The sequence below is a fragment of the Elusimicrobiota bacterium genome, from assembly GCA_016180815.1.
Classification (GTDB): domain Bacteria; phylum Elusimicrobiota; class Elusimicrobia; order JACQPE01; family JACQPE01; genus JACPAN01.
In genome coordinates this window covers 62296-83307 of sequence record JACPAN010000011.1, presented here as the reverse complement: position 1 = coordinate 83307, position 21012 = coordinate 62296, and the positions used below count along the sequence as shown (strand labels likewise).

The window sequence follows — 21012 nt, the reverse complement described above, 5'->3', positions numbered from 1 at the left end:
AGCCGGCGATAACTTTTTGGGCGCGCGCGGGAGAAATCACCTATGCTCCACCAAGGCCTGCGACACCAAGGGCAGCAGGATTTCATGATGCCCGATAAAATTGAAGGCTCTGGAGCCGGACCAAAGGGTCGGCCGCTCCAGGACGTTGACGCGCGGTCGATATTGAGGGATCATGTCGAAATTCGCCGCGGTTATTTTATCCATTCGCCGCCCCTTATTGCGATTGATGGCGATGGCCTTGAGCAGCACCTCGGGCATCAGCACGGCCGAGCCCCAATTCATAATCACGCCGCCGCCGGCTAAATCGCCGACGATTTCGGTCAAGCGTTTAAAATCCGTATAACTGGCCTGCCCCCAGGCGCCTCCGTCGCAATTAGGGTGCTGATAAACGATGTCCGTGCCGATGGCGGCATGCACCGTGGCCGGCACGCCGAGTCCATAGGCTCTGGCGAACAGGCTCATGCGCCGGTTGGGAAACCGGCTGGCCGCGATTTTTTGGCCGATGGTTTCGCCCAAACCCGAACCCAAGCCCGCGGCTTCCCGCGCCCAGCCGTTTAAATACTGCCCCGTTTCCCTGGCAAATCCGAAAATGCCGGCTTTCAATTGCGCGGGCACGTCTTCGCTGGTTTGCCCGGCGAACGCTAATTCAAAATCATGGATCACGCCGGCTCCGTTGGTGGCAAGCGCCGTCACCCAGCCCTTTTCCATCAAGGTGATGATGTAGCGCGATAACCCGGTTTTAATGACATGCGCCCCGAACATCATAAGCACCGGGCGCTTTTTTTTCTTGGCGTTGACCACGGCTTCCACGAATTCCCTCAAGTTTTGCGCCGCCAAAATCGCCGGCAAGCCGTTGAAAAAACTTTTAAACGAGCCGCCCTTCTTAGGCTCGCTGCCTAAAAATTCCAAGCGGACTTTGCTTGCTCTGGTTTTCAGCGAAACAAAACGGAGGGGGCGATCCGAACGGCGCGGCGCGGATTTCGTCATTTCTTTTTAATCATCAAGCTCCACTCGCCTTCACCCACGGTTTCATCCCGCTGGTTGAGGAGTTTGACGTCAAAAACAACGATGCCCTGCGCGCCCAAGCCTCTGGTCTGGCGGACCGTAAATCGACTTTTGATCGTGTCGCCGAATAAAACGGGCTTTTTAAATTTCCAGGAAAGGCCCGTGAACGCCACCACGCTGTCGCGGATAAACCCCATTTCATGCGCCAAACCGGAAACAATGGACAAACCCAACAGCCCATGGGCGATGGGCGCTCCGAACGGACTTTTCTTAGCGTGCTCCACGTTCACGTGGATAGGGTTAAAATCCCCCGACAGGCAGGCAAAATTCACCACATCGGTTTGGGTTACCGTGCGGCCTCCGGTGGTGATGGTTTGGCCGATCTGATATTCGTCAAAATACAGGGAAGGCATCGAAAAAGATTATAGACTTTTCGTTTCCTGGAAGGTGCCGTAGCGGCGCGCCATCTCGATCAACACTTCTCTCAACAAAGGCATCCGCTCCACGGGGCGGACGTTGATCTCTTCGAGAGTGACGGCGATGGGTTTCAACCCATCCGGCAGAACATTATTGACATTGACGCCGACGCCCAAAACCAACCATTCGTAAACGCCGTCCTGAACGCTCCCCTCTAGAATTAAACCGCAAACTTTTTTCCAAGAACCATCGGTGGCTTGAACTAAAACATCATTGGGTTTTTTGATCGCAAACGCGGCCTCCGGCAACCGCCGGTGAAACGCGTCGCGGCAAGCCTCGGCGCAGGCTGCGGAAAACGCTTCGGCCCGCTCGGGCCCGAAACGGGGCCGGCAAATTACGGAAAACCATAAGCCGCCTTGTTCGGAATTCCAGGCGTCGCCTTTTCGGCCATAGCCCGCGCTTTGACGCCGGGCGACGAATAACGCCCCTTCCGGCTCTCCTGAAGCGGCCGAATGCTTGGCCTGGGTCTGGGTGGATTCGATGCGGTCGTAATGATAGACGCGCCCGCCGAAGGGCGCGCAAGGCCAGTCTCCGGAATTGTTCATCGCCATGCGAAGGTAGCGCTCGATGGACTTGGCTTCCGTCACTTGAGGCCGGCCAGCCTCTGTTGAGGCCGGTAGGCTGCGGCAAACGCCTGGGTACGCACCGGGTCCAGGTACCAATTATCGTCATGGTAAACCCAAAGCGCTTTGAGATCCACGCTGGTCGGCTGGCCGTAATAAAAAACAAAATTATCCAACTTGCCTTCATGGCGCATGAGCTCGACCAATTCATCGAGCACGGCATCGCTGGGGACTCCTCGCCCGGTGAATGAAACTTCAGCCTCGATAAAACCGATGCGCAAATTTTTAAAAAGACTGGGCGACACATGAACGGTGTACGAATCCCGGCTGACCCAATAGGTGGGGCCCACCTGAAAAAGCTGGCGGCGGCGCTGATAAGATTGCTCCCTGACCGATTCAAAGGTCCCGGAGGAATAGACCCGCTCCCAAAACTCCTCATGGCTTAAACCCGCGACCTGCACTGAAGGGTGGGTAAACGCGCCGAGCGCGGACAAAGCCTCTTCTCCCGACAGGGAGGATCCCGAAGAAAGAGCGCGGGTGAGCGTCGCTCCGAGCTCAAGGGTTCTTTTTTCCAACAGCGCGATGTCTTCAACCGCTTTTTTTTCGGAGCGGGTCCGCACCCAATGATACCCCCCGAAAAGAAAGGCCAGGACCAACAATAAACGCATCACAGCATTCTAACCTTTTCCCCTTGATTTACCGGCGATTCAGGAGCAAGCTATTAACGGCGCGAAGAGCGGCCTTTATGCGTTACCGCATTTACAATCAGGGCCAAGTCGTCGGGCCCATGGAGCTTGACATTATCCAGGCGCAGCCCTGGTTCAACGGCAATTTGTTGTTGTGCCCCGAATCATCCCCCGGCATCACGGCCTCGGACTGGAAGAGGGCCGATGAAATCCTTAAATCCGAGATGGAACGTCCCGGCGACGCGCCCGCCGCCCAAGCCAAAGGGTTGGGGGCCTCGCCCATGGCGCGGCGCATCGAAGCCATAGAAAAAAATCTTGACGGGCTGACTCAGGCCCAAAAACAATGGGAATTGAGGATCGAAGAAGAAATAGGGAGCATCAAAGCCGCGACCGAAGGGGCGCTTGAGGAAATCCGGCAAAAAATTTCCGAACAAGCGGTGGAAACCGGCCGCTTAACCACGGCCGTCAATCAAAGCGCCGGCAATGTCGAGTCGCTCGGTCAACGCCTGGCGTCGCTGGATCAATGGGCGAATCATTTAAAAGAACTTCAACAGTCGTTGTTGGGGTTGGAGGCAAATGTCGCCTCCCTGAAGGAACGGTTATCCGAGATCGGGCAAAAGCAACAGGACATGGAGACCGCGGCCGAAGAATCTGAAAAAAAATTAGAGGGAGCGTTGCTGCGCCCGGCGTCTGTGGCCCGCGCAATGCCTGCGCAGCAACCGGTCATCGCGTCAACAGCCGGCGAAGCATCGCCCGCGGCCGCGCCCGCCCAAGAAACGCCCAAGCCGCCGCCTCCCCCTGCGCTGCATCCGGTTGCGCCGGCGCGGCGCATTGAACCAGAGGTGAACAAGCCGCCGGCGATCGCCAGGGCGTCTCCTTCGCTATCTCCGCAATCGTTGCGTCTTTCCATCATCGCCGCCGTTTCTCTCATCGTCATCGGTTTGGCTCTATGGATTTATTTCGGCAAAATCAGGCCGGTGAAGTCCTCGGCCCTATCTCCGGCGGATTTGCAAGGAACGTCAAGCGTCGCGCCCGGCCTCGCGACGCAACCGGGATCACCGATGGCCGATCACTCCGGTTTTCCCGTGAATGTGTTTGAGGAGCCCCCGAAACCCGATATGGAACCCGCTCAACCGGCCGTCGGGACATCCTCAAAAAAACGTCCGGCCGCAAGAAAAAAAACCGCCGCCAAATCGAAAAAATCCCAACCCACGGTGACCGTTGAAATGCCGGGTGCGCCGGTGAAGCCCGCCAAAGCCAAATCAACGCCGCCCAAAACAAAAGGCGCGAGCAAATTGCCGCCGGGGCTTGCGCTGCCTGGATTTCAAAACGCGCCGCCTGCGACTACGTCCGCTTCCAATGAATCGGGAACAAAAACCGGGACCAACCAAGACGAAGAATATTTTCCCGACGCACCGTAGCGGAACCTGGGGACTCTACCGCCGGGTTTGTTTTTGAGAGGCGTAGGCGATCATGATTTGCTCGGATTCCCGGATATCCTCATCGTTGATGGACCAAAGGTTTTTCGGCGCCAACAGCGCCTTTAAACGGCCGAACAATTCATGATCGATGAACGGGATCACCCGGCCGCTGCGATACTCGGTCTCCTTTTCTCCGTAAAGGCCCAAGAATGTCTTGTCTCGGAACCAGGATTCCCTGTTGCGTTCTTCAAGCTTCTTCAACAGAGCGGGAGTGGGATCACGCTGAACGAATTCAAAAAACAGACCGCTGGGCTTGCCTCCCGGCAAATACCATTCGCCGCTAAAGACCTGGATCAAATCCTCAGCGGCGTCTTTTAATATCGGGGTGATAAAATTGACGCCGCGCTCTTGCGCGTATTGGTGGAAACTCAACAAGTCGGGAGTGCGCAACGCGATATGCTGCCAATGGGCCGCGGCCGCGTGTTGATTGAGCATATCGCGAACATGAGACGGCTGCTCTTTGGGTTCGGAGGGCTGAACCACGGCGATAATCGTGTTTTGCATCTGGGGTCCGTCCACCGGGCCGCGGCCGATCCTTGCCGCGAAGGTCATCGACGCTTCTCCCCGCCCTTTCACCCATTCTTTTCTTTTTTCATAAAGGATGTCTTCTTTGGCCGCCCCAAAAATAATACGCAACATCGCGTAGGCGACGTTGTACATTTCAGAATCCACCAAAAGCGTCATATGGTCGACCTGAAAATTCAAAAACGAACCGGGCTGGGATGAATGCGCTTGCGGCTTTCGTGTCGGCATTTTCATGCGGTTCATAACTTGGGCCTCGGCATCATGAATGTATCGCTGACGCGGGTGTAGGAAGCGTCTTCCAAACGGCCGATCGCCTTGAGGTCCCGATGATCGATTTTACCCTCTTTCCAAAGGTGATCGGCGACATGAGCATAGATGACGGTGCCGATGACCACCGAGCCGCTCAATGGCTCCTCGCTGACCGGGACCACCTTAAATAAACGACACTCCAAATTGACGGGCGATTCTTTCACGCGCGGGGGTTTGACCTTGACCGAAGGCGCGGGCGTCAACCCAGCTTTCTCGAATTCGCTCACCCCGTAAGGGTAATCCGCTGATGTTTGGTTCATCTTTTGCGCCAAATCTTCGGTGGCCACGTTAACCACGAATTCCCCCGTGGCCTCCACATTGACCAAAGTGTCTTTTTTCTTTCCCTCCCGGTTTCTGACCGGCACAAAACAGACAGTCATGGGATTGGCCCCGGCGCCCGTAAAAAAACTAAACGGCGCCAAATTGACGCTGCCGTCTTTTCCCTTAGTCGACACCCAGGCGATAGGGCGCGGCTGAATCACGGCAATCAACAGCCCGTAGCGATCGGGCAGACTCCAGGACGAGGGGTCAAGTTCCATGAAGCGCCTCCGCGGCTTTGCCGTTTTGCGCCGACGCGGTTTTATGCCAGCTCAACGGGTATCCCTTGTCTCGGTACCGATACCCGTATTGCGTGATCGCGAAACTCTCAAAAAACGTGTCGACCATCACGGCCAAGCGATTGGACATTTTTCCGCGCGCAGCCATGGAAACAAGAGCGGCTTTCCCCTGAGGGCTGTGGGGAAGGGCGCCGGGATGAACGGTGAAGGACCCAGGTTCGATCACCCCTTTTCTGGCTCCGTAACTGGCATTGGCGAAAAACATCACCTCATCGGAATCAACATTGTAATGAGCATAAGGCGCCGGGATCTCCTTAGGGTGCCAGCCTTCCATTTGCGGCACGAATGAGCAGAGCGAAAACCCGCTATGCGGCGGATTGCCGGATTGAAACGTTTGATGCATGGGCGGCGCCGTATGAATTTCCCGGGCGATGCCGTGGTGATTTTTGATGTCGAAGCCGAACGGATAAAGGGCCCCTTCCCAACCGGCGACATCAAACGGATGATGGCCCAGGGTCAGGCGGGTGATGCGCCCGCCGGCATGTTTGACATCGATGGCGAAAACGCCTCGTTCATCACGCGCAGGCTCGAACTGGGGCGTTTCGATTTCCGTTTCAACCACGGGCGCCATCATTTTGGCTTGTCCCTCGGCATTCAAATAATGAGGAGGAAAAGCGATGGGGTACGTTGATTCGATCACCAAAAAATAGGCCTGCTTCGTGTCCATCTCGATCCGGTAAGTCGTTCCCTTGGGGATAAGCAAATACAGCCCTCTGCGGATCGGCAGGCGGCCGTACTCCGTGCGCAATGTTCCTTCCCCCTCCTGCACGAAATAGCATTCATGTTTATCCCCGTTGCGGAAAAAAACGCCTTCCGCCATGCGCTTGTTCGGCTTGGCGATGGAAACGACGGTATTGGGGCCTGCGACAATCGCCTGTCTGCCGCGGACCGGATCTTGGCCGTAAGGCATGCGGCCGGTCAAAATGTGATAAGGCTCGAGCGTCGGCGCCTTGGCCAACTTGGGCGTCAGATCAAAATCGCCTTTTTTGGGAGCCTTGATCTGCTCGGTGGGATAGGACCGGACATGCATTTTCCGCGAAAAAGGGCCGGAAAATCCCAATGTGCCGTGAATTTCCTCAAGCGATAAAACATGATCCTTCGCGTAGAACTCGGTATGCGGGGTCGGCGGCAGGCGGCCGCGCTTAACGATGAGCGCCATCGGAGTTGCTCAACGCCGGCTTTCTCAACGCCCCATAGTTTAATTCGCGCGCCGCGGCCGGACGGCCGATTTTATTTTTCAGCGTTCCCAATTTTTCAACCTTCAGCTCGATCACGTCGCCGGGCTTGAGCCAACGGTTTAAATCCAGGCCGCAGCCTTTGTAATAAGTGCCCGAACCCAAAACATCGCCGGGACGAATTTCTTCCTCCTGGGAAACATAGGAAACCATCAAGGGGAAGCCCCAATGATTGTCCCTGAAATGCCCTTGGGACCAACATTCGCCGTTGACTGAGCTGCGCATGGAAAAATCCTTGGCCGGGTCAACCTCGTCCGCGGTCAGCAAATAAGGGCCGAAGGCATTGGCGAAATCTTTGCCTTTGTTCAATCCCAGCCGGATGGTCATTTCTTTTTTCTGGATGTCCCGCGCGGAAAAATCATTAAAGATCATATAACCGAAAATATAATCCTGCGCCTTCTCCGGAGGGATATTTTTTCCTTTTTTGCCGATCACGCAGGCGATCTCGCATTCAAAATCGAATTTTTCAGTGTAATACGGCCAGGGAATCTCGTCGTCAGGGCCGTAGGTGGCCCGGGGGTTGCCTTTATAGTAAGCGGGCAACTCGTACCAATGCGCGGAGAGCGTTTCACCCCGGCGAGCGGCCCCGGCCTTGGCATGCTCTTCATAAGCCGTGAAATCCTTAAGGGAAGCGGGTTCCGGAACAGGGGATTTGAGCCGGACATCGCCCAACGCGATCACAGCGTCGCCGGGTGCTTTGGCCGCGATGCTTCGCGCTTGCCGCCACAATTGTTCCCCGCCTTCCAGGAATGCCGTCATGGCGGAGGGGATAATCCCGTCCGAGGCTGACGCCAAATCAATCACCGAATTTCCGGCCAGGACGCCCAAACGAGCATCGGGCGACTGCTGGGGACCCGCCTCAGGCGGGCCAGCGTACTCGTAGCTCTGCGGATGAGCATCCCCACGCGTGAACGTCACCAGCTTCATGAAAACATTATGACCAGATTAGAAAGCAAGCTCAATGCCTACCGGGCAGTGATCCGAACCCTCGACCCGGGACAAAATCGAAGCGCCTGCTAAATGCGGACGGAGCTCTTGAGAAATGAAAAAATAATCGATGCGCCAGCCCACGTTCCTCTCCCTGGCGCGCGTCTGCATATCCCACCAGGTGTAGTGACCGGGGCCTTTTTCAAACTCGCGGAAGGTGTCCAGAAAACCGGCGCCGATCAACTCGTCGATCCAAACCCGTTCCTGAGGCAGAAATCCCGATATCTTGGCGTTTTCCTTGGGCCGGGCCAAATCGATTTCCGTGTGCGCGGTGTTGACGTCCCCGCAAACGACCAAATTTTTTTGACCGTTCGCCCGGTAATTCTTGAGCATCTGCAAAAAATCGCGATAAAACGACATTTTAAAATCCAAACGCTCCTCGCTCTGTTTGCCGTTGGGAAAATAAACATTGAACAGCGTGAAGTCCGGGTATTGGTGGATCAGCACGCGGCCTTCCCGGTCATAGCGGTCAAAACCCATGCCGCCCGTGACCTGGGCGGGCTCAACCCTGGTATACGTAGCGACGCCGCTGTAACCCTTTTTTTGAGCCCATTGAAACTCGGCCCGGTAACCGTCGATACTCTTAATGTCCGGCCCAAGCTGATCGGGATGAGCTTTGGTTTCCTGAAAACAGCAAATATCCGGCTCTTCCTTCATCATAAAATCCTGAAAATTTCCTTTTCTGGCCACGGCCCTCAAGCCGTTGACGTTCCAAGAAAAAATGCGCCAAACTTTCATCGCGGATTATGATAGCCCAAAAAGATCGCTCGCGTTCTGCGTGGTCCGCCGCGCGACCTCCTCGACGGAAACGCCGAACAACGCGGCCACGGACCGGGCAAATGGATTGCGGCGGCAAGAAGGGGCTGTCCGTCTCCAGAACGATGCGATCAAGACCCGCGCTTAAAATCGCTTGGCGCAAATCATTATTCTTAGGGTAAGTGATGGGCCCGTCCACGCCTAGCGCTAAGCCGAAATCGTTCGCACGCCGGGCATCATTCTCGCTTCCTGAAAAACAATGCAAAACGCCACGAAAACGGCGCCGGCCTTTGCCGGGACCCACAACAGCTTCCACAACCCCGAACAGATCGCGATACGCGTCGCCGTTCTGGCTTCTTAACCCCAGCCGCCCTTCGCGGCAATGAAGGACGATGGGTTTGCCTGCTTCAACCGCCAACGCCAGCAGTTCGCCCAGCGCCTTTTTTTGAATCTCCGGAGCAGCCTCGCTTTTGGCGTAATCAATGCCGATTTCACCCAAAGCAACGATTTCAGAACGGCTTAAATTTTTCTTCAGGGTTTCAAGATGTTCACCGGTCAACGCAGCGGCATGATGCGGATGGAACCCCCAAGCGCAAGCCATGCGCCCGGGATACCGGCGGACAAGACTGAGCGCCGCTTCCCATTCTTCGGGCTCATCCGCGATTTCAACGATATGCGTTACTCCGCAGCCGAAGGCCCGGCTGATCACCCCATCGCGATCCTGATCGAATGAGGAAAAATTCAAATGCGCGTGCGTGTCGATCATGGCGATGTTACCGGATGGCGAATCTAGCCGGCGAAAATTCTTCAATAGGCAAGGCGCTCGCGCGTCCGGCGATCAAATCCGCGATCACGCGGCCCGTAAACGGCGCCAACAACACGCCTTTGCGAAAGTGCCCTGTGGCTAGCCACAAATTTTCCCATCCCGGAGCCCGGCCGATCATGGGCAGCTTGTCCTTGGTCGCGGGACGCAAACCCGCCCAAGAGCCTTTGACCGGCAGTTCATTAACGCGCGGAACAAGTTTCGCCACCTCTTGACCGATTCTCTCCAGAGCCTCGTCCGTACACGTCTCTTCAAAGCCCGCCTCCTCAAGCGTGGTACCGGCGTAGATCACGCCTTCGGGCTTTGGTCCTAAATAATACAACTCATGCGCGCCGCCCGCGATAACGGGGCAGGGCAGAAACCGCTCCTTCATCTCAAAAATCAACAACTGCCCGCGCACCGGATAAACCGGCACATGCAGGCCGAGCAAGCGCCCCAATTCTTCGGACCAAGGGCCCGCGGCTAGAATAAATCGGCCGGCTTCGAAGCGGCGTTCCCCTGCTCTTACGGCGGCGATGCGTCCCCCGGCCGTTTCCCAGCGCTCCACGGGCGTCTGCTGCATAAACACCGCGCCCAATTGTTCGGCCGCCGCGCGAAAGGCCGCGGTCACGCGCGAGCTCGTCACCTGAATATCTTCCGGATAAAAAAAGCCGCCCGCGATATCCGCGCCGATGGCCGGGAAACGCTTTTTGACTTGGCCGGCGGATAAAAATTCGACCGAGGCCACATGGCGGCGATGCCATTCGATTTCTTTTTGAAGCGCGGCCAGATCAGCCTCGTTCATGGCCACCCTCAAGGTCCCGCATTCTTCAAGCTCGATATCAACGCCGCAGGTTTCCTTAAATTTGCCGGCCAGGGAATGATAATCTCTGCGGCTTTGGATGGCTGCTTTGCGCAGCATATCGTGCGTAAAGGGAACGGTGTCGATGGTTAAAAACCCGACCGCGCCTTGAGATGCGTGCTGGCCCACCTGATCGCGCTCAAGAACCAGGACGCGCATTTTTTCCAACGATAGGTAATAGGCGGCCGCTGCGCCCACAACGCCGCCGCCCACGATGCAAATGTCAGCGTTCACGTCCCAACACCTTATTAGCCAACAACACGTCGTCGGTCCAGATGCCATCGACGCCAAAATCCAAAAACCAGCGCATTTCCCCGGGCGTATCAGCAATGCCGCCGGCCACGAACAGCCCGGCCTTCCTGGCTGTCTCCACTTCGCTTTTCAAGTCAACCAAGCCGGACAGGGCGCGGATCAAGGGTCTCCCCCACCAACTCTGGTCCCAGCCGAAGGCCATGGCCTCGGCCCCGACGCGTTGGGCCTTTTCCAAAAACTTCCAGGGGGTTTCAGGCATCAGCGCGATCCGGACGCGCGGCGCGACGGACCGCGCCCACAACAAAAAGTCCGCTGATTCTGAGTAAAAACCCAATAGGTAGCACCGATCGACCAACGAAGTTTTAGCCAGCGCCCTGGCCGCGACTTCGGCCAATTTCGCGGTCGGGCTTTGAAAATCAAAATAGCAGATGAGACCGGGATGTTTCTGCAAAAAAACGAACACATCCTCCATGTGCGGAATTTTGTGACGGCCCAAGACTTTATGATTTGAAATTTCTTTCCAAGTTAATCGATCCACCCTAAGGTTTACCCCCGTCAGACGTTTTAAATTAAGATCATGAAAGATAACGGGCTCGTCATCCGCCGTGAGGCGAATATCGCATTCAATGCCGTCGGCGCCGGCTTGAGCCGCGGACTCGAAGGCCTCCAACGTATTCTCAGCCCAATTTAGAGCGCCGCCCCGATGAGCGAAAAGTTTAATCACAAACAGACGATGGCTAAGCCTGATTCAATAATTGTCGTCACAAAATTTTTCCCGGGTTCATGATTCCCTTGGGATCGAACGTCTTCTTCCTATTCTTTAAACCCTCGAAGAATCCGGGCGCATAAGCGTGGCGCAGCCAGGGCAATTTGGCGTAGCCGACGCCATGATGGTGATTGACGAGACCGCCGGAGGCGATGACGGCTTCCATGGCCGACGACCAGACTTTTTGATGCAGGCGCACGCTTTCTTCGCGCGAGCGACCCCGTCCGGCAAAAATAAAATACAGGCAGCCGCCTTGCTCCGTAAAATGGGAGGCATGGCCCATGGCAATGGCATAAGGCGAAGCGGTCCGGATTACCTCCGCGTAAATTTGAGGCAGTTTATCCCAAGGGCCCCAAGTGTCCAAGGTATCCACAAAGCAGCCGGCATTAAACAAAAGGGTCATTTTTTCCGTATTCCACTGGGAACGCTTGGCGATCCAAACCTGGGCCGATTTCTCGCTCGTGCTCATTTGCTTGGCTTTAATCTGCCGGGCCGTTTCCCGGTAAACATTTTCCTGGCTATCCTCGAAAATCATGACCAGCAGCCACCGTTTGCCGGACAAACTTTTCCGGAACCAGCGGACCAGGGTCGGGTGCTTGAGCAGAAAAACGCGCAACTTAAAACGGGCTTCTTCGTTGAACAACGGCTTTTTCTCGTAAGCCAAGCCCGCGGACTTGGCCTCCAATGGATCGTAAAAACGCACGACAGCGGGTTTCAACCCTTGACGGATCAGGCTTCGGACGAAATCCAAGCCTTCGGACGCGGAATTCATTTCGCAGGATAAGAAAAAATGTTTTTTCGGCAACCGCCGCAATTTGAGCGTCGCCTCGGTGACGACGCCCAAGGAGCCTTCGCTGAGCATCAAGGCGTCGGGAGGGGTTTCTTTGAGCGAGCCGCCGGGCAGGGCCACGCGTAATTTTTTCGTTTGAGCGTCGATACCGCCGTAAAGGGTGGACAACTGCCCATAGGAGCCGCAGGCAATCCAGCCGCCCACCGTGGATATCTCCAGCGAAGCGGGAAAGTGCATCAGCGACCAGCCCTTTTGATTGAGCGCCGCCTCAAGCTCTCCGCCTAAAATGCCCGCGCCGACCGTGACCTCGCCCTGGGAACCCGATCCTTCAAGGCCGGTCATCTTATTCAAACGCAGAGTCTCCAGCATCACCGCGTCCCTGTTGGAGGGGATGGCCGAGCCGCTGACGCCGGAGCCTCCGCCCCTGGGCACCACGATGACGCCGCGCTCATTGGCCCAAGCCAGCACGCGCGCCAGCTCGTCTTCGTTATTGGGCCGCAGAACAAGACTTGGGGCATGTTCGCTGATTTTGCCCGCATCCCACCACAGAGTCTGGCTCCACCAGTCCCGAGTTAATTGCCGGCGGACGGAATCGTCTTCAATAATGGAATCGGGAGATAAAATAGCGCTCAGGTCTTTGGCGGCGAGCTCACTTGGCATAAGTTTCCCGAAAAACAGCCAGCCCGGCTCTTTTTGCTCCGGCCATGCGCCGGATCCAATGCCTCAGCCAAAAATAAACAAGACGGGCCAATGAGGACACAATCATAGAAAAACGGCCTGATTCCGTCTTTTGAAAGTCTGGGATTGCAACGCCGATCGGCCCGGCGCCTTCTTCCAGCGCTTCCTTGTAACTGCGGCAGGGTTTGCGGGCGCCGAGTTTCTCCTCCACCAAATCAACGGCATCCTCAGCCATGAGCCGGTAAACGGTCAGCTTGCCTCCGGTCACCGTGATCAAACCGCCCAAATGATCAAGAGTTTCGTGGTCGAAAATTTCATAATCGCGGCTCAACCATTTTGAAAATCCCGGTTGATGAAGAATCGGCCTCAAACCCACGGCAAAACGCGCTTCGCCGATTTCATGCCGCGGAAAATAATTTTTGAACGACCGGATCAACCGGTCTTTTTCCTCATCCGTCACCCCTTCCTCTCCCGGAAGTCCCTCAAAAGGATCATCCGTGGGGCCGATCCAGCAGTCTTCCCCTCGGGGATAAACGCCGATATAACGCCCGGTGATGTCCGGAAACAGGGCCCCATAAGAAAGATTCCGCCGTTTCAAAATCAAATGCACTCCTTTCCTTGGGGTCAGCTTGACCGAAGACGCCCCAGCTAGGGTCGCCAATTCTTGGGCCCAAGGGCCCGTGGCGTTGATCACGAGGCGCCCGCGAATCTCTTCCTCGGCTCCCCCCTCTTTTGACTTCACGCGAACCCCGGTGATTCGGCCGCCTTCTTTAATGAAGGCGCCGACTTTGGCTCCGGTCACCAGACGAGCCCCCGAACGGCGGGCGGACTCAATATTCAAATCAACCAGGCCGTATGGGTCAATGGCCCATTCATCGAAGGTCACCGCCCCGATAAGCCCCTCTGTCTTGAACCCGGGCTCAAGCGCCAACGCCTCATCCCTGCTCAAGCGCACTCGCGGTTTCGCGTATTTCAACGGGCCCAAATCATCGTAGCCCTCCAGCAAAGACTCGACCAATTCCATGCCCGTGGTCTGGCCGCGGTAAACGGGCCATAAAAAAATCTGACGCCTGAGCAATTGAGGCGCCAAACGCTTGATAATTCCGGCCTCGACGCAGCAGTGATGCGTGGTTTGATAATCATAGGGAAGATAACGCAGGCCGCCGTGAATCAGCCCGCTTGAGATCGCGGTTGTTTTGCCGCCCGGACGGCCCATCTCGATGAGGACGGCGGAGAATCCCCGCTGAACCAAATCCCTAAGAATCCCGGCTCCGGTGATGCCGCCGCCGACGACGACAACGTCAACCATTGTTCAACACAAGCTCGCCGTAAGACTGGGCGACCGGGACGGCCGTTCCTTGCGGGATCGCTTGATAAACCTCGTTAAAATTTTCGTCGGCCTCGTTTTTTGAAATACCCTCGCCCGTAACGGATTCGATCTCGATAAATCGCCCAAGCCCATCGACCTCGTCGACATGCAGACGCACATTTTTCCAAAAATAAACCAGCCGCCTTTTTTTAACAACCGCCCGAATGCCCAAATGTTCGGCCAGGATATTTTTCATGGCTTCCCCATCGTCCACGTTGACGATTTCATAACGGCTTTCACGGCCTTTGGATTCGTCGCTGCGCTCATAACGAATCAAACAGGCCGTCCGGCCCGTCCGGCGCAATTTCAACCGCCCGCGGGTAACGTAAAAATAAATATCTTCCTGTTGGATTTCCTGACCTGAAGTTTTCAAATCAAGGCGGGCCAACCAAACGTGCGGCTGAAAATCAGGCAGGCATCGAAGCTTAATCTCGATATTGGTCACTACTCACGCACTCAAGCCGTTGATATCCGGATGGGTAAAATCTTCAAGAATGCCGTACCACCGGCTTGCGCCGGGGCCCGAAGCTTCGATGAAGCTTCTTGAAAATCCAAATTCGCCCATCGGAAAAGGATTGATGAAAAGCTCGCGAATATATTCGGTGTCGAGATCCTCGGGCCGGCGATGGCTCACGCTGAAGCGCCGGCCGTCATGGCGGTATAAAACTTCTTTTTTGATCCGCTTTTTGACTTGATTGACCAATCGCTCCTCAAGCGTCCGGGCCTTGAAGGGATGAATGGCCCAATTAAAATAAAACGACACGGTTGTTGAATCATCTTTGAGCAAACCTAAATAGCGATAGGGAATCACCCAGGCGCGCCGGGTCAGCAGGCTCGATTGACCGTTTTCCAGATGGCCCGAGCAAAAATTGGCAGAAACACCCTGGCGAATCCCGCCGATGGTGATGGAGCCGGGCCCCGCTCCCCTGATGATTTTGTTGTTAAAAATAGCGCCCGGGATAAAACGGCTGCGGATCGGCAGAAGTCTTTTTAAGAAAAAAAGGTCGGTTCTGGTCGGCTGGGCCTGAAATTGAAGATCGACGGCAACGGGCACGCTGGGTCCGGCTCGGCCGCCATCGTAGCACGTCAAATCGCCGCGATACGCCACGCGGAAACGGTTCCCCTCAAGACTCGTCTCAAGCCCGAGCATCACGGGGACGGTTAAGCCGTACCCGACGCCTTTTGTCCGGTTGTACAGCATGACATTATCGTAAGAGGCTCCGTAAAGGGGGAAATGCTCGGAGTGCTTGCCGAATGTGGCGAAGAATTCGTCGCCGTCGTCTGTTTTAAAAGCGCAAACGACGTTCTTGTTCCAACAGTTATAAAAAACCGGAGCCTTAACGTCAGGCAAGAGAGGAGCGGCCTTTTTTAAAACCGAACCAAAGAATGGCCGGGTAAACGAATGCAAATGCGATCATGGCCAAGAGATTCGGCGCGGACCAGAAATGCGCATAAGAAGGTTCCGGAAAAACAATCAAGGGGTTGGCGCCTAAAACCTCGATGCCCGAATTCCACATGAAATGATTGCCTTGCCCGGCGCCCCCCGGTAAAAACTCTATGGAAATGAAATTAAAATACAGACCGCCGGCGATCAGCCAAAAACCCAACAGCGTGATCCCGTAAAGCAAATAACCCGTCTTTTTGGTCTTGCCCAAACGCCCAGCCACATAGCCAAACGCCGGCAAAAGAATGGGGATGTCCAAAGCAAAACTGGCTAATTGCGCGTCCATTAAAGCCATCCCTGCTGTTTATACCAGCCGATCACCTCGGGCAATCCCTTTGTTAAAGACGGATATTTGAGCTGATAGCCCAAGCCTTTTAATTTTGTGTTGTCCATCCAGGAATCCCGGTCCAAGTACCCGATCAAATCCCGCTCCAAGGTCGGCCTGCGGCCCAGCCAACGGCTGACGGTTTGATCAATGAAGGCGGTAATTTTAATGGGCGTAATCGGAAAATGAATGGGCAGCATGTACGCTCCCATAATTTTAGCGGTGAGCATAATGGAATCGCCAACGGACATGTTGGAATCGTCGGAAATGTTGAACACCTGGCCCACGGCTTCGGGCCGCCCGCTCAGAAACTCGGCTCCGCCCACGATATCATCAACATGCGCGTACCCGCCGATAAAGTCCCCCTTGCCCGGAATGAATCGCAACAGCCATTTCTTGATCATAAAAATAGGAACCGCAAGGCCGTAGCGGCTTCTGGGCCCGTAAATGGCCGCCGGCCGGATCACAACAACCGGGAGGCCTTGCTCCTGATGGAATTTCAGCGCTTCCTGTTCGCCCAAAAGCTTCGAGCGCTCATAATCGTTGATGGGCTGAGGGGGCTCGTTTTCGTTGATGGGTTCTCTTCTGAAACTTTTGCCGTACACGCTGCCCGAGCTCCAGACCACGACGCTTTTTAAAGCGCTTTTATTATTGGCCAGCGCCTGCAAAAGATTCCTGGTTCCCAGACAATTAACCTCATAAAGGCGCTGCCAGGGAGCCGTATAGTCAAAAAGGCCGGCGATATGAAAAACCCTCTGAAACGAATACTGATTCAACGGCTCCAATGTCTCGGGTTTGGTCAAATCAATAGGCACAAAAGGCGCGCGGCCCTTCAACCCGTTTAAAGAGGCGCGCGGATGATCGCTGGCCACCACCGCATAACCTTTCCCAAGCAAATGCTCCACCATGTGCGAGCCCACGAATCCGCAGGCTCCGGTCACTAAAACGGTTTCTTTTGTCATGTCGCCTCCTCGGAAAAAACTTCTTTAGCAACGCTCCGGCCAACGCCTTCCCAGCGCAAGAAAAACAACGACAGCTCAAAAAGAACAATCGTCGGCACGGCCAATAGAATCTGGGAGATGATATCCGGCCCCGGCGTCAGTACGGCCGCGGCGATGAGGATGCCCAAATAAATCCCTTTTCGAAGGCCGGCCAAGCGCGCATGGCTGATCAACCCCATTTTCCCCAGCGCAACAACGGCCAGCGGCATTTCAAAAACAAGGCCGAAGGAGAAGGCCAGGAACAGGGCGAAGGCAAGATAGGCCTCAACCGTAATCATGGGCTTTAAACCCTCGGAGCCGAAGCTCAATAAAAAACGATAAGCCGTCGGAGCTACGATGAAAACAGCCAACGCCGCGCCGGCCGCGAAAAGGCCCACAGCCGCGGGCAAAAACCACGCCATCAGCCTTCGCTCTCCGGAGGTCAACCCCAAGGAAACAAAACGCCAAAGCTCAAACAACATCACGGGCAAAGAAAGAAAAAAACCGCCCGCAGCCGCGATTTTGAGCCGGGCCAAGAGCGCTCCGGCGGGGGTTAAAAAAATAAAAGGGCCCATGGTCGCGGAAAAATAATCAAGAATAGCCGGGGACCATGCATAGACGGCTGCGGCGCCCGCCGCAAAAGCCGCAATAATCACCCATAGCCGCGATCTCAGCTCCGTCAAGTGTTGGGTCAGGGTCATTACGCGATCGCTCATGGCTTACGCGCCGCCTTTTTGACCTGAGGCGTTAAAAAACCGATTTGACTGAACCCGGAGTCCTCGGGCGGCTCGATCGGGCTGTCCGGAAACGTCGCCACGGAAACAATGGCGACCGCCGGTATAAACACATGAGCATGGCAGCGCACGACGCCTCTCGCGTCGTAAATTCTTTTAATATTGATGGGGCAGAGCGGAAATTGAGCGCTATCAAGCCATAGGCCGTTTTGCTCCATTTTATGGACTTTGCCGAACAGCGGCGACCCGGTGATGCCGACGCCCTTAAGAATTTCCAAAAGCTCGGGGTTTAGAACCAAAAGGACTTGTTTGTCGGCAAGATCGTACTCAAACATAGCTTTGTCTTTTGATTATAACAAGCGTCCCCGGAAACCGGGGCTGTCCTGGCGGCGGCCCTTTTTTAGCGTTAACGTATTGATTGATGAGGAAAAACGCGCTCTTGCTGTCCGCAAGCTTGATGGCGGCGGCCGCCGACGGACCGTTGCTGCGCGCCCAGGAAGGGGCCGTCGCGGAACTGGACAATGATTCCGAAGAGCATGAGGAGAACTGCATCGACGATGTGGCCATCGAACCCTATATTCAAGACGGCCGAGTCATCAGCAGTTGCGCCAATGAAAATCGCGATGAGGCCAAACGCCGGGCGCGGCGGCCGGCCGGTCTTTGCATCGACCGGCGCTTTGACGACGAAGCGCGCGTTAATATCGAAGAGGCCATCCGCCTCATCCAAACCGAATTGCGCGGTTTAAACGAGGAGATCGCGGACAATACGGAAAACGCGCTTCCTCGCCTGACGATTGTGCGGGCCATGGACCCCATGGGCACCCGCCGGGGCTCAACCGAACACCGGGGCCGCCAAGTGATCATTTGCCTGGCCACCAAAAACAGCAGCGGCCAAGAGATCACGCCGAGCGTCCGCAGCATCGTTCACGAGCTGATCCATGCCGGCGATCCCCGCGGCCGCCTGATCGATCATGACGAACATAATGAAGAGGGCTCCCAACGCAGCGTGGACGCGGTTTGCGCCTGCCAAATCGCCGTCACCCGCACCGTGACCTTCACCAATTATTGGAGGCGGCTTCCTCAATTAGACCGAAGTTGCGAAGTTCCGGCATTGCAGACATTGGAAACCTGCCGAGCCTTCAGGGGCGCGTCTTGGTTGTGCCGGGAGGGTCTCAATTGGCGCCGGGCGCTTAGGGACCGTTAAAGCGCGCGCTTGATGCGTTGAGCCGGTAAAGCATCAAATAGACGGTCACGCCCGTCACGGAAACATAAAGCCACAAGGGGAGAGCCCAGCGAGCAATCCGCCGGTGCTCGGCAAAACGCTTCTTAACGGCCAGATACAGCGTGCGCAAAATCATCGGCACAATGACGACCGCCAAAATCGTATGCGAAATTAAAATCGCGAAATAGAGAATGCGGATCGGCCCCTGCCCCTGAAACCGGACCGAACCGACCTGCGCATGATAAATCAGGTAAGAGATCAAAAAAATCGTCGAGGTGATGAACGCCGCGCCCATGGCCGCGCGATGGGCGTTGATATGATGACGGCGAACAAAGAGATACCCCAAAACTAATAATACGGCGCTCGTTGCGTTTAAACCGGCATTAAATGCCGGCAGCATTGATAAGCTCATTTTTGGGCAATGCGCACAGCCGCAATAAAAACGGCCAAATTAAACAATGAGATCGACGCCAGGCATGTTCCCAACGAGGGCAAGGAACCTAAGGTTGATGGATCAAGCAAAGTCTGTTGAAGAGCCGCAACGCCGTAAGTCACCGGGTTTAATTTCATCACCAAAGCGACCCAAGGTGAAGCTCCTGAGGCTGGGAACAAGGCTCCCGAAAGAAGCCACAGGGGAATCAAAAAGAGATTCATGATCGCGTGAAAACCCTGGGTGGATTCCATCATCCAAGCCAGGCAGAAACCCAGGCTTGAGAGGCCCAAGGCCACCAAAATCAAAGCCGTCAATCCCCACCAAAACGCCTCGGCGCTTAAGTTAAAACCCATAACAGGCGCCAACAGCAAAAAAGGCAACGCCTGCAGGAGGGCCAAGGTGGTGGAGCCCAAAATCTTGCCCAAGGCGATCGCGGAGCGAGGCACGGGCGCGATGAGTACGGACTGAAGAAAACCCTCACGCCGGTCCTCAATAATGGAAATCGTGGAAAAAATCGCGGTGAACAGCAGGATCAAAACCACGGTTCCCGGAAAAAAATACTCGAGGTAATCGACGGAATCAGCGGCTCCGGGCAAGCGGAAGGATTTATTCAAACCCGAACCGATTAAAAACCAAAATAGAAACGGCGGGACTAAAGCGCCGATCACCCGACTTTTGTCGCGATAAAAACGCAAAAGCTCGCGCCGCCATAAGGCCCCCGCCGCCAGAAAAAACGCCGCTTTCATCCCTGGTCCGCCGTCAACCGGCGCCCGGTGTAATGCATGAACACATCCTCGAGAGTAGGCCTGGAAAAAGCCACGGATCGAATCATCGATCCCAAGGCCCCCATCAACGCAGGGATGAACTCATGCGCCCGTTCACGCTCCAAATAAACGTCGCCGTCGATAACGCGAGGTTCGCCCGCAAAACGCTTTTTGATTTCCCCGCAAAGCTCCTGGGCTAAATCAGACTCAATTTTTAAAACATCGCCGCCGACGGCGCTTTTTAACTCCCCGGGCGCGCCTAAAACCACCAGGCGGCCGCCGTCGATCAAGCCCACGCGGTCGCAGCGCTCAGCCTCATCAATCAAATGCGTGGTCAACAGAATCGTGGTTTTGCGCTCCCGGGAGAGTTCCTTCAAGCAGCGCCAAAGCTCAAGGCGCGCGCCGGGGTCAAGCCCCGTTGAAGGCTCATCCATGATTAAAATTTCAGGCTCATGCAGCAAACTTTTGGCAAGTTCCACCCTCCTCGCCAACCCCCCGGAAAGAATGCCGACCCTGTCGTTCCCCCGGCCCTCCAACCCGAAGCGCGCCAAGGCCTCTTTAACCCGGTGTTGAAGCAGAGGGCCGGAAAGCCCGTAAAGATTACCCTGGATCAAAAGATTTTCAATGACCGTCAATTTTTGATCGAGCGCTGGGCGCTGAAACACCACGCCCAATTTCAAACGAAGTTCCCGGCACTTGTTGCGTAAATCAAATCCCGACATGCGGGCATCCCCTCTCTGCGGCGCCAATGAAGTGGACAATAACCGAAACAAAGTCGTTTTGCCGCTGCCGTTGGGTCCCAAGACCCCTACGATTTCCCCCCGATTAACCTTAAGACTGAATCCATCCAAAGCAAAACCCTTGGCCAAGGGATAAACGAAACCGAGATTGTGAATATCCACGGTTGTGTCCGATACAACATTATTCATTTGACGCCGAATTCCAACAGC

General features: G+C 55.5%; 24 protein-coding genes. 2 read left to right on the top strand and 22 right to left on the bottom strand.

Going from position 1 to position 21012, the window contains the following annotated elements; translation table 11 throughout:
- Positions 1-36: 36 nt before the first annotated feature.
- From HYT79_06255 to HYT79_06240, 4 genes are read right to left on the bottom strand one after another with little or no spacing between them, the layout of a single operon-like run.
- Positions 37-987 (bottom strand): deoxyhypusine synthase family protein, encoded by a 951-nt coding sequence (locus HYT79_06255; GenBank protein MBI2070188.1) that lies wholly within the window; start codon positions 985-987, stop codon positions 37-39.
- On the bottom strand, positions 984-1418 hold the full coding sequence (locus HYT79_06250; GenBank protein ID MBI2070187.1) for a MaoC family dehydratase N-terminal domain-containing protein: 435 nt from the start codon (positions 1416-1418) through the stop codon (positions 984-986). Before HYT79_06250 ends, HYT79_06255 begins: the two co-directional genes overlap by 4 nt.
- 9 nt (positions 1419-1427) lie before the next feature.
- Positions 1428-2069 (bottom strand): biotin--[acetyl-CoA-carboxylase] ligase, encoded by a 642-nt coding sequence (locus tag HYT79_06245; GenBank protein ID MBI2070186.1) that lies wholly within the window; start codon positions 2067-2069, stop codon positions 1428-1430.
- Entirely contained in the window at positions 2066-2713 is a 648-nt protein-coding gene (locus HYT79_06240; protein ID MBI2070185.1) for a hypothetical protein, read from the bottom strand. Before HYT79_06240 ends, HYT79_06245 begins: the two co-directional genes overlap by 4 nt.
- A 77-nt stretch (positions 2714-2790) precedes the next feature.
- Here HYT79_06240 and HYT79_06235 point away from each other — a divergent pair, with 77 nt between their 5' ends.
- Positions 2791-4152 (top strand): hypothetical protein, encoded by a 1362-nt coding sequence (locus tag HYT79_06235; GenBank protein ID MBI2070184.1) that lies wholly within the window; start codon positions 2791-2793, stop codon positions 4150-4152.
- Between the two features lie 15 nt (positions 4153-4167).
- On the opposite strand, the gene HYT79_06230 is transcribed toward HYT79_06235, so the two are convergent.
- The 15 genes from HYT79_06230 to HYT79_06160 all read right to left on the bottom strand — a co-directional run bounded on the left by HYT79_06230 (position 4168) and on the right by HYT79_06160 (position 17978).
- The gene (locus tag HYT79_06230) at positions 4168-4965 is read right to left on the bottom strand and encodes a hypothetical protein (GenBank protein MBI2070183.1); all 798 of its coding nucleotides are present in this window, start codon (positions 4963-4965) and stop codon (positions 4168-4170) included.
- 11 nt (positions 4966-4976) lie between these two features.
- Positions 4977-5585 carry a flavin reductase family protein gene (locus HYT79_06225; GenBank protein ID MBI2070182.1) on the bottom strand — a complete coding sequence of 203 codons (609 nt, stop codon included), beginning with the start codon at positions 5583-5585 and terminating at the stop codon, positions 4977-4979.
- Complete coding sequence (locus HYT79_06220) at positions 5575-6822, bottom strand: homogentisate 1,2-dioxygenase (protein MBI2070181.1); 1248 nt, start codon at positions 6820-6822, stop codon at positions 5575-5577. The genes HYT79_06225 and HYT79_06220 overlap by 11 nt, the downstream gene beginning before the upstream one ends.
- Positions 6806-7825, bottom strand: coding sequence for a fumarylacetoacetate hydrolase family protein (locus tag HYT79_06215; protein ID MBI2070180.1), 1020 nt, complete (start codon positions 7823-7825; stop codon positions 6806-6808). Before HYT79_06215 ends, HYT79_06220 begins: the two co-directional genes overlap by 17 nt.
- Before the next feature lie 18 nt (positions 7826-7843).
- Complete coding sequence (gene xth, locus HYT79_06210; protein ID MBI2070179.1) at positions 7844-8623, bottom strand: exodeoxyribonuclease III; 780 nt, start codon at positions 8621-8623, stop codon at positions 7844-7846.
- Positions 8624-9414: 791 nt separating this feature from the next.
- Positions 9415-10539 carry a glycine oxidase ThiO gene (gene thiO, locus HYT79_06205; protein MBI2070178.1) on the bottom strand — a complete coding sequence of 375 codons (1125 nt, stop codon included), beginning with the start codon at positions 10537-10539 and terminating at the stop codon, positions 9415-9417.
- Positions 10529-11281, bottom strand: coding sequence for a hypothetical protein (locus HYT79_06200; GenBank protein MBI2070177.1), 753 nt, complete (start codon positions 11279-11281; stop codon positions 10529-10531). The genes thiO and HYT79_06200 overlap by 11 nt, the downstream gene beginning before the upstream one ends.
- A 37-nt stretch (positions 11282-11318) precedes the next feature.
- Positions 11319-12773 carry an FAD-binding oxidoreductase gene (locus tag HYT79_06195; protein ID MBI2070176.1) on the bottom strand — a complete coding sequence of 485 codons (1455 nt, stop codon included), beginning with the start codon at positions 12771-12773 and terminating at the stop codon, positions 11319-11321.
- The gene (locus tag HYT79_06190) at positions 12763-14100 is read right to left on the bottom strand and encodes an FAD-dependent oxidoreductase (GenBank protein ID MBI2070175.1); all 1338 of its coding nucleotides are present in this window, start codon (positions 14098-14100) and stop codon (positions 12763-12765) included. Before HYT79_06190 ends, HYT79_06195 begins: the two co-directional genes overlap by 11 nt.
- Positions 14093-14605, bottom strand: coding sequence for a class IV adenylate cyclase (locus tag HYT79_06185; GenBank protein MBI2070174.1), 513 nt, complete (start codon positions 14603-14605; stop codon positions 14093-14095). The genes HYT79_06190 and HYT79_06185 overlap by 8 nt, the downstream gene beginning before the upstream one ends.
- Positions 14606-14608: 3 nt before the next feature.
- Positions 14609-15511 carry a hypothetical protein gene (locus tag HYT79_06180; protein MBI2070173.1) on the bottom strand — a complete coding sequence of 301 codons (903 nt, stop codon included), beginning with the start codon at positions 15509-15511 and terminating at the stop codon, positions 14609-14611.
- Positions 15504-15899: a hypothetical protein gene (locus HYT79_06175; GenBank protein MBI2070172.1), complete on the bottom strand. Its 396-nt coding sequence runs from the start codon at positions 15897-15899 to the stop codon at positions 15504-15506. The genes HYT79_06180 and HYT79_06175 overlap by 8 nt, the downstream gene beginning before the upstream one ends.
- Complete coding sequence (locus HYT79_06170; protein MBI2070171.1) at positions 15890-16891, bottom strand: NAD(P)-dependent oxidoreductase; 1002 nt, start codon at positions 16889-16891, stop codon at positions 15890-15892. Before HYT79_06170 ends, HYT79_06175 begins: the two co-directional genes overlap by 10 nt.
- A complete protein-coding gene (tatC, locus tag HYT79_06165; GenBank protein ID MBI2070170.1) occupies positions 16888-17625 on the bottom strand; it encodes a twin-arginine translocase subunit TatC in 738 nt (245 codons plus the stop codon). Before tatC ends, HYT79_06170 begins: the two co-directional genes overlap by 4 nt.
- A complete protein-coding gene (locus HYT79_06160; GenBank protein MBI2070169.1) occupies positions 17622-17978 on the bottom strand; it encodes a hypothetical protein in 357 nt (118 codons plus the stop codon). The genes tatC and HYT79_06160 overlap by 4 nt, the downstream gene beginning before the upstream one ends.
- 86 nt (positions 17979-18064) lie before the next feature.
- Here HYT79_06160 and HYT79_06155 point away from each other — a divergent pair, with 86 nt between their 5' ends.
- Positions 18065-18847, top strand: a complete 783-nt coding sequence (locus HYT79_06155; protein MBI2070168.1) for a hypothetical protein — start codon at positions 18065-18067, stop codon at positions 18845-18847.
- Here HYT79_06155 and HYT79_06150 read toward each other — a convergent pair.
- The 3 genes from HYT79_06150 to HYT79_06140 are packed head-to-tail and all read right to left on the bottom strand — an operon-like array spanning position 18834 to position 20991.
- A complete protein-coding gene (locus tag HYT79_06150) occupies positions 18834-19277 on the bottom strand; it encodes a DUF420 domain-containing protein (GenBank protein ID MBI2070167.1) in 444 nt (147 codons plus the stop codon). The genes HYT79_06155 and HYT79_06150 overlap by 14 nt on opposite strands.
- The gene (locus HYT79_06145; GenBank protein MBI2070166.1) at positions 19274-20044 is read right to left on the bottom strand and encodes an ABC transporter permease; all 771 of its coding nucleotides are present in this window, start codon (positions 20042-20044) and stop codon (positions 19274-19276) included. The genes HYT79_06150 and HYT79_06145 overlap by 4 nt, the downstream gene beginning before the upstream one ends.
- Entirely contained in the window at positions 20041-20991 is a 951-nt protein-coding gene (locus HYT79_06140; protein ID MBI2070165.1) for an ABC transporter ATP-binding protein, read from the bottom strand. Before HYT79_06140 ends, HYT79_06145 begins: the two co-directional genes overlap by 4 nt.
- Positions 20992-21012 lie beyond the last annotated feature (21 nt).

Coding starts and splice junctions, on each gene's coding strand:
- HYT79_06255 (MBI2070188.1), bottom strand. CDS start 987: ATGACGAAATCCGCGCCGCGCCGTTCGGATCGCCCCCTCCGTTTTGTT.
- HYT79_06250 (MBI2070187.1), bottom strand. CDS start 1,418: ATGCCTTCCCTGTATTTTGACGAATATCAGATCGGCCAAACCATCACC.
- HYT79_06240 (MBI2070185.1), bottom strand. CDS start 2,713: ATGCGTTTATTGTTGGTCCTGGCCTTTCTTTTCGGGGGGTATCATTGG.
- HYT79_06235 (MBI2070184.1), top strand. CDS start 2,791: ATGCGTTACCGCATTTACAATCAGGGCCAAGTCGTCGGGCCCATGGAG.
- HYT79_06230 (MBI2070183.1), bottom strand. CDS start 4,965: ATGCCGACACGAAAGCCGCAAGCGCATTCATCCCAGCCCGGTTCGTTT.
- HYT79_06225 (MBI2070182.1), bottom strand. CDS start 5,585: ATGGAACTTGACCCCTCGTCCTGGAGTCTGCCCGATCGCTACGGGCTG.
- HYT79_06220 (MBI2070181.1), bottom strand. CDS start 6,822: ATGGCGCTCATCGTTAAGCGCGGCCGCCTGCCGCCGACCCCGCATACC.
- HYT79_06215 (MBI2070180.1), bottom strand. CDS start 7,825: ATGAAGCTGGTGACGTTCACGCGTGGGGATGCTCATCCGCAGAGCTAC.
- xth (MBI2070179.1), bottom strand. CDS start 8,623: ATGAAAGTTTGGCGCATTTTTTCTTGGAACGTCAACGGCTTGAGGGCC.
- HYT79_06195 (MBI2070176.1), bottom strand. CDS start 12,773: ATGCCAAGTGAGCTCGCCGCCAAAGACCTGAGCGCTATTTTATCTCCC.
- HYT79_06190 (MBI2070175.1), bottom strand. CDS start 14,100: ATGGTTGACGTTGTCGTCGTCGGCGGCGGCATCACCGGAGCCGGGATT.
- HYT79_06175 (MBI2070172.1), bottom strand. CDS start 15,899: ATGGCTTTAATGGACGCGCAATTAGCCAGTTTTGCTTTGGACATCCCC.
- HYT79_06170 (MBI2070171.1), bottom strand. CDS start 16,891: ATGACAAAAGAAACCGTTTTAGTGACCGGAGCCTGCGGATTCGTGGGC.
- tatC (MBI2070170.1), bottom strand. CDS start 17,625: ATGAGCGATCGCGTAATGACCCTGACCCAACACTTGACGGAGCTGAGA.
- HYT79_06160 (MBI2070169.1), bottom strand. CDS start 17,978: ATGTTTGAGTACGATCTTGCCGACAAACAAGTCCTTTTGGTTCTAAAC.
- HYT79_06155 (MBI2070168.1), top strand. CDS start 18,065: ATGAGGAAAAACGCGCTCTTGCTGTCCGCAAGCTTGATGGCGGCGGCC.
- HYT79_06150 (MBI2070167.1), bottom strand. CDS start 19,277: ATGAGCTTATCAATGCTGCCGGCATTTAATGCCGGTTTAAACGCAACG.
- HYT79_06145 (MBI2070166.1), bottom strand. CDS start 20,044: ATGAAAGCGGCGTTTTTTCTGGCGGCGGGGGCCTTATGGCGGCGCGAG.
- HYT79_06140 (MBI2070165.1), bottom strand. CDS start 20,991: ATGAATAATGTTGTATCGGACACAACCGTGGATATTCACAATCTCGGT.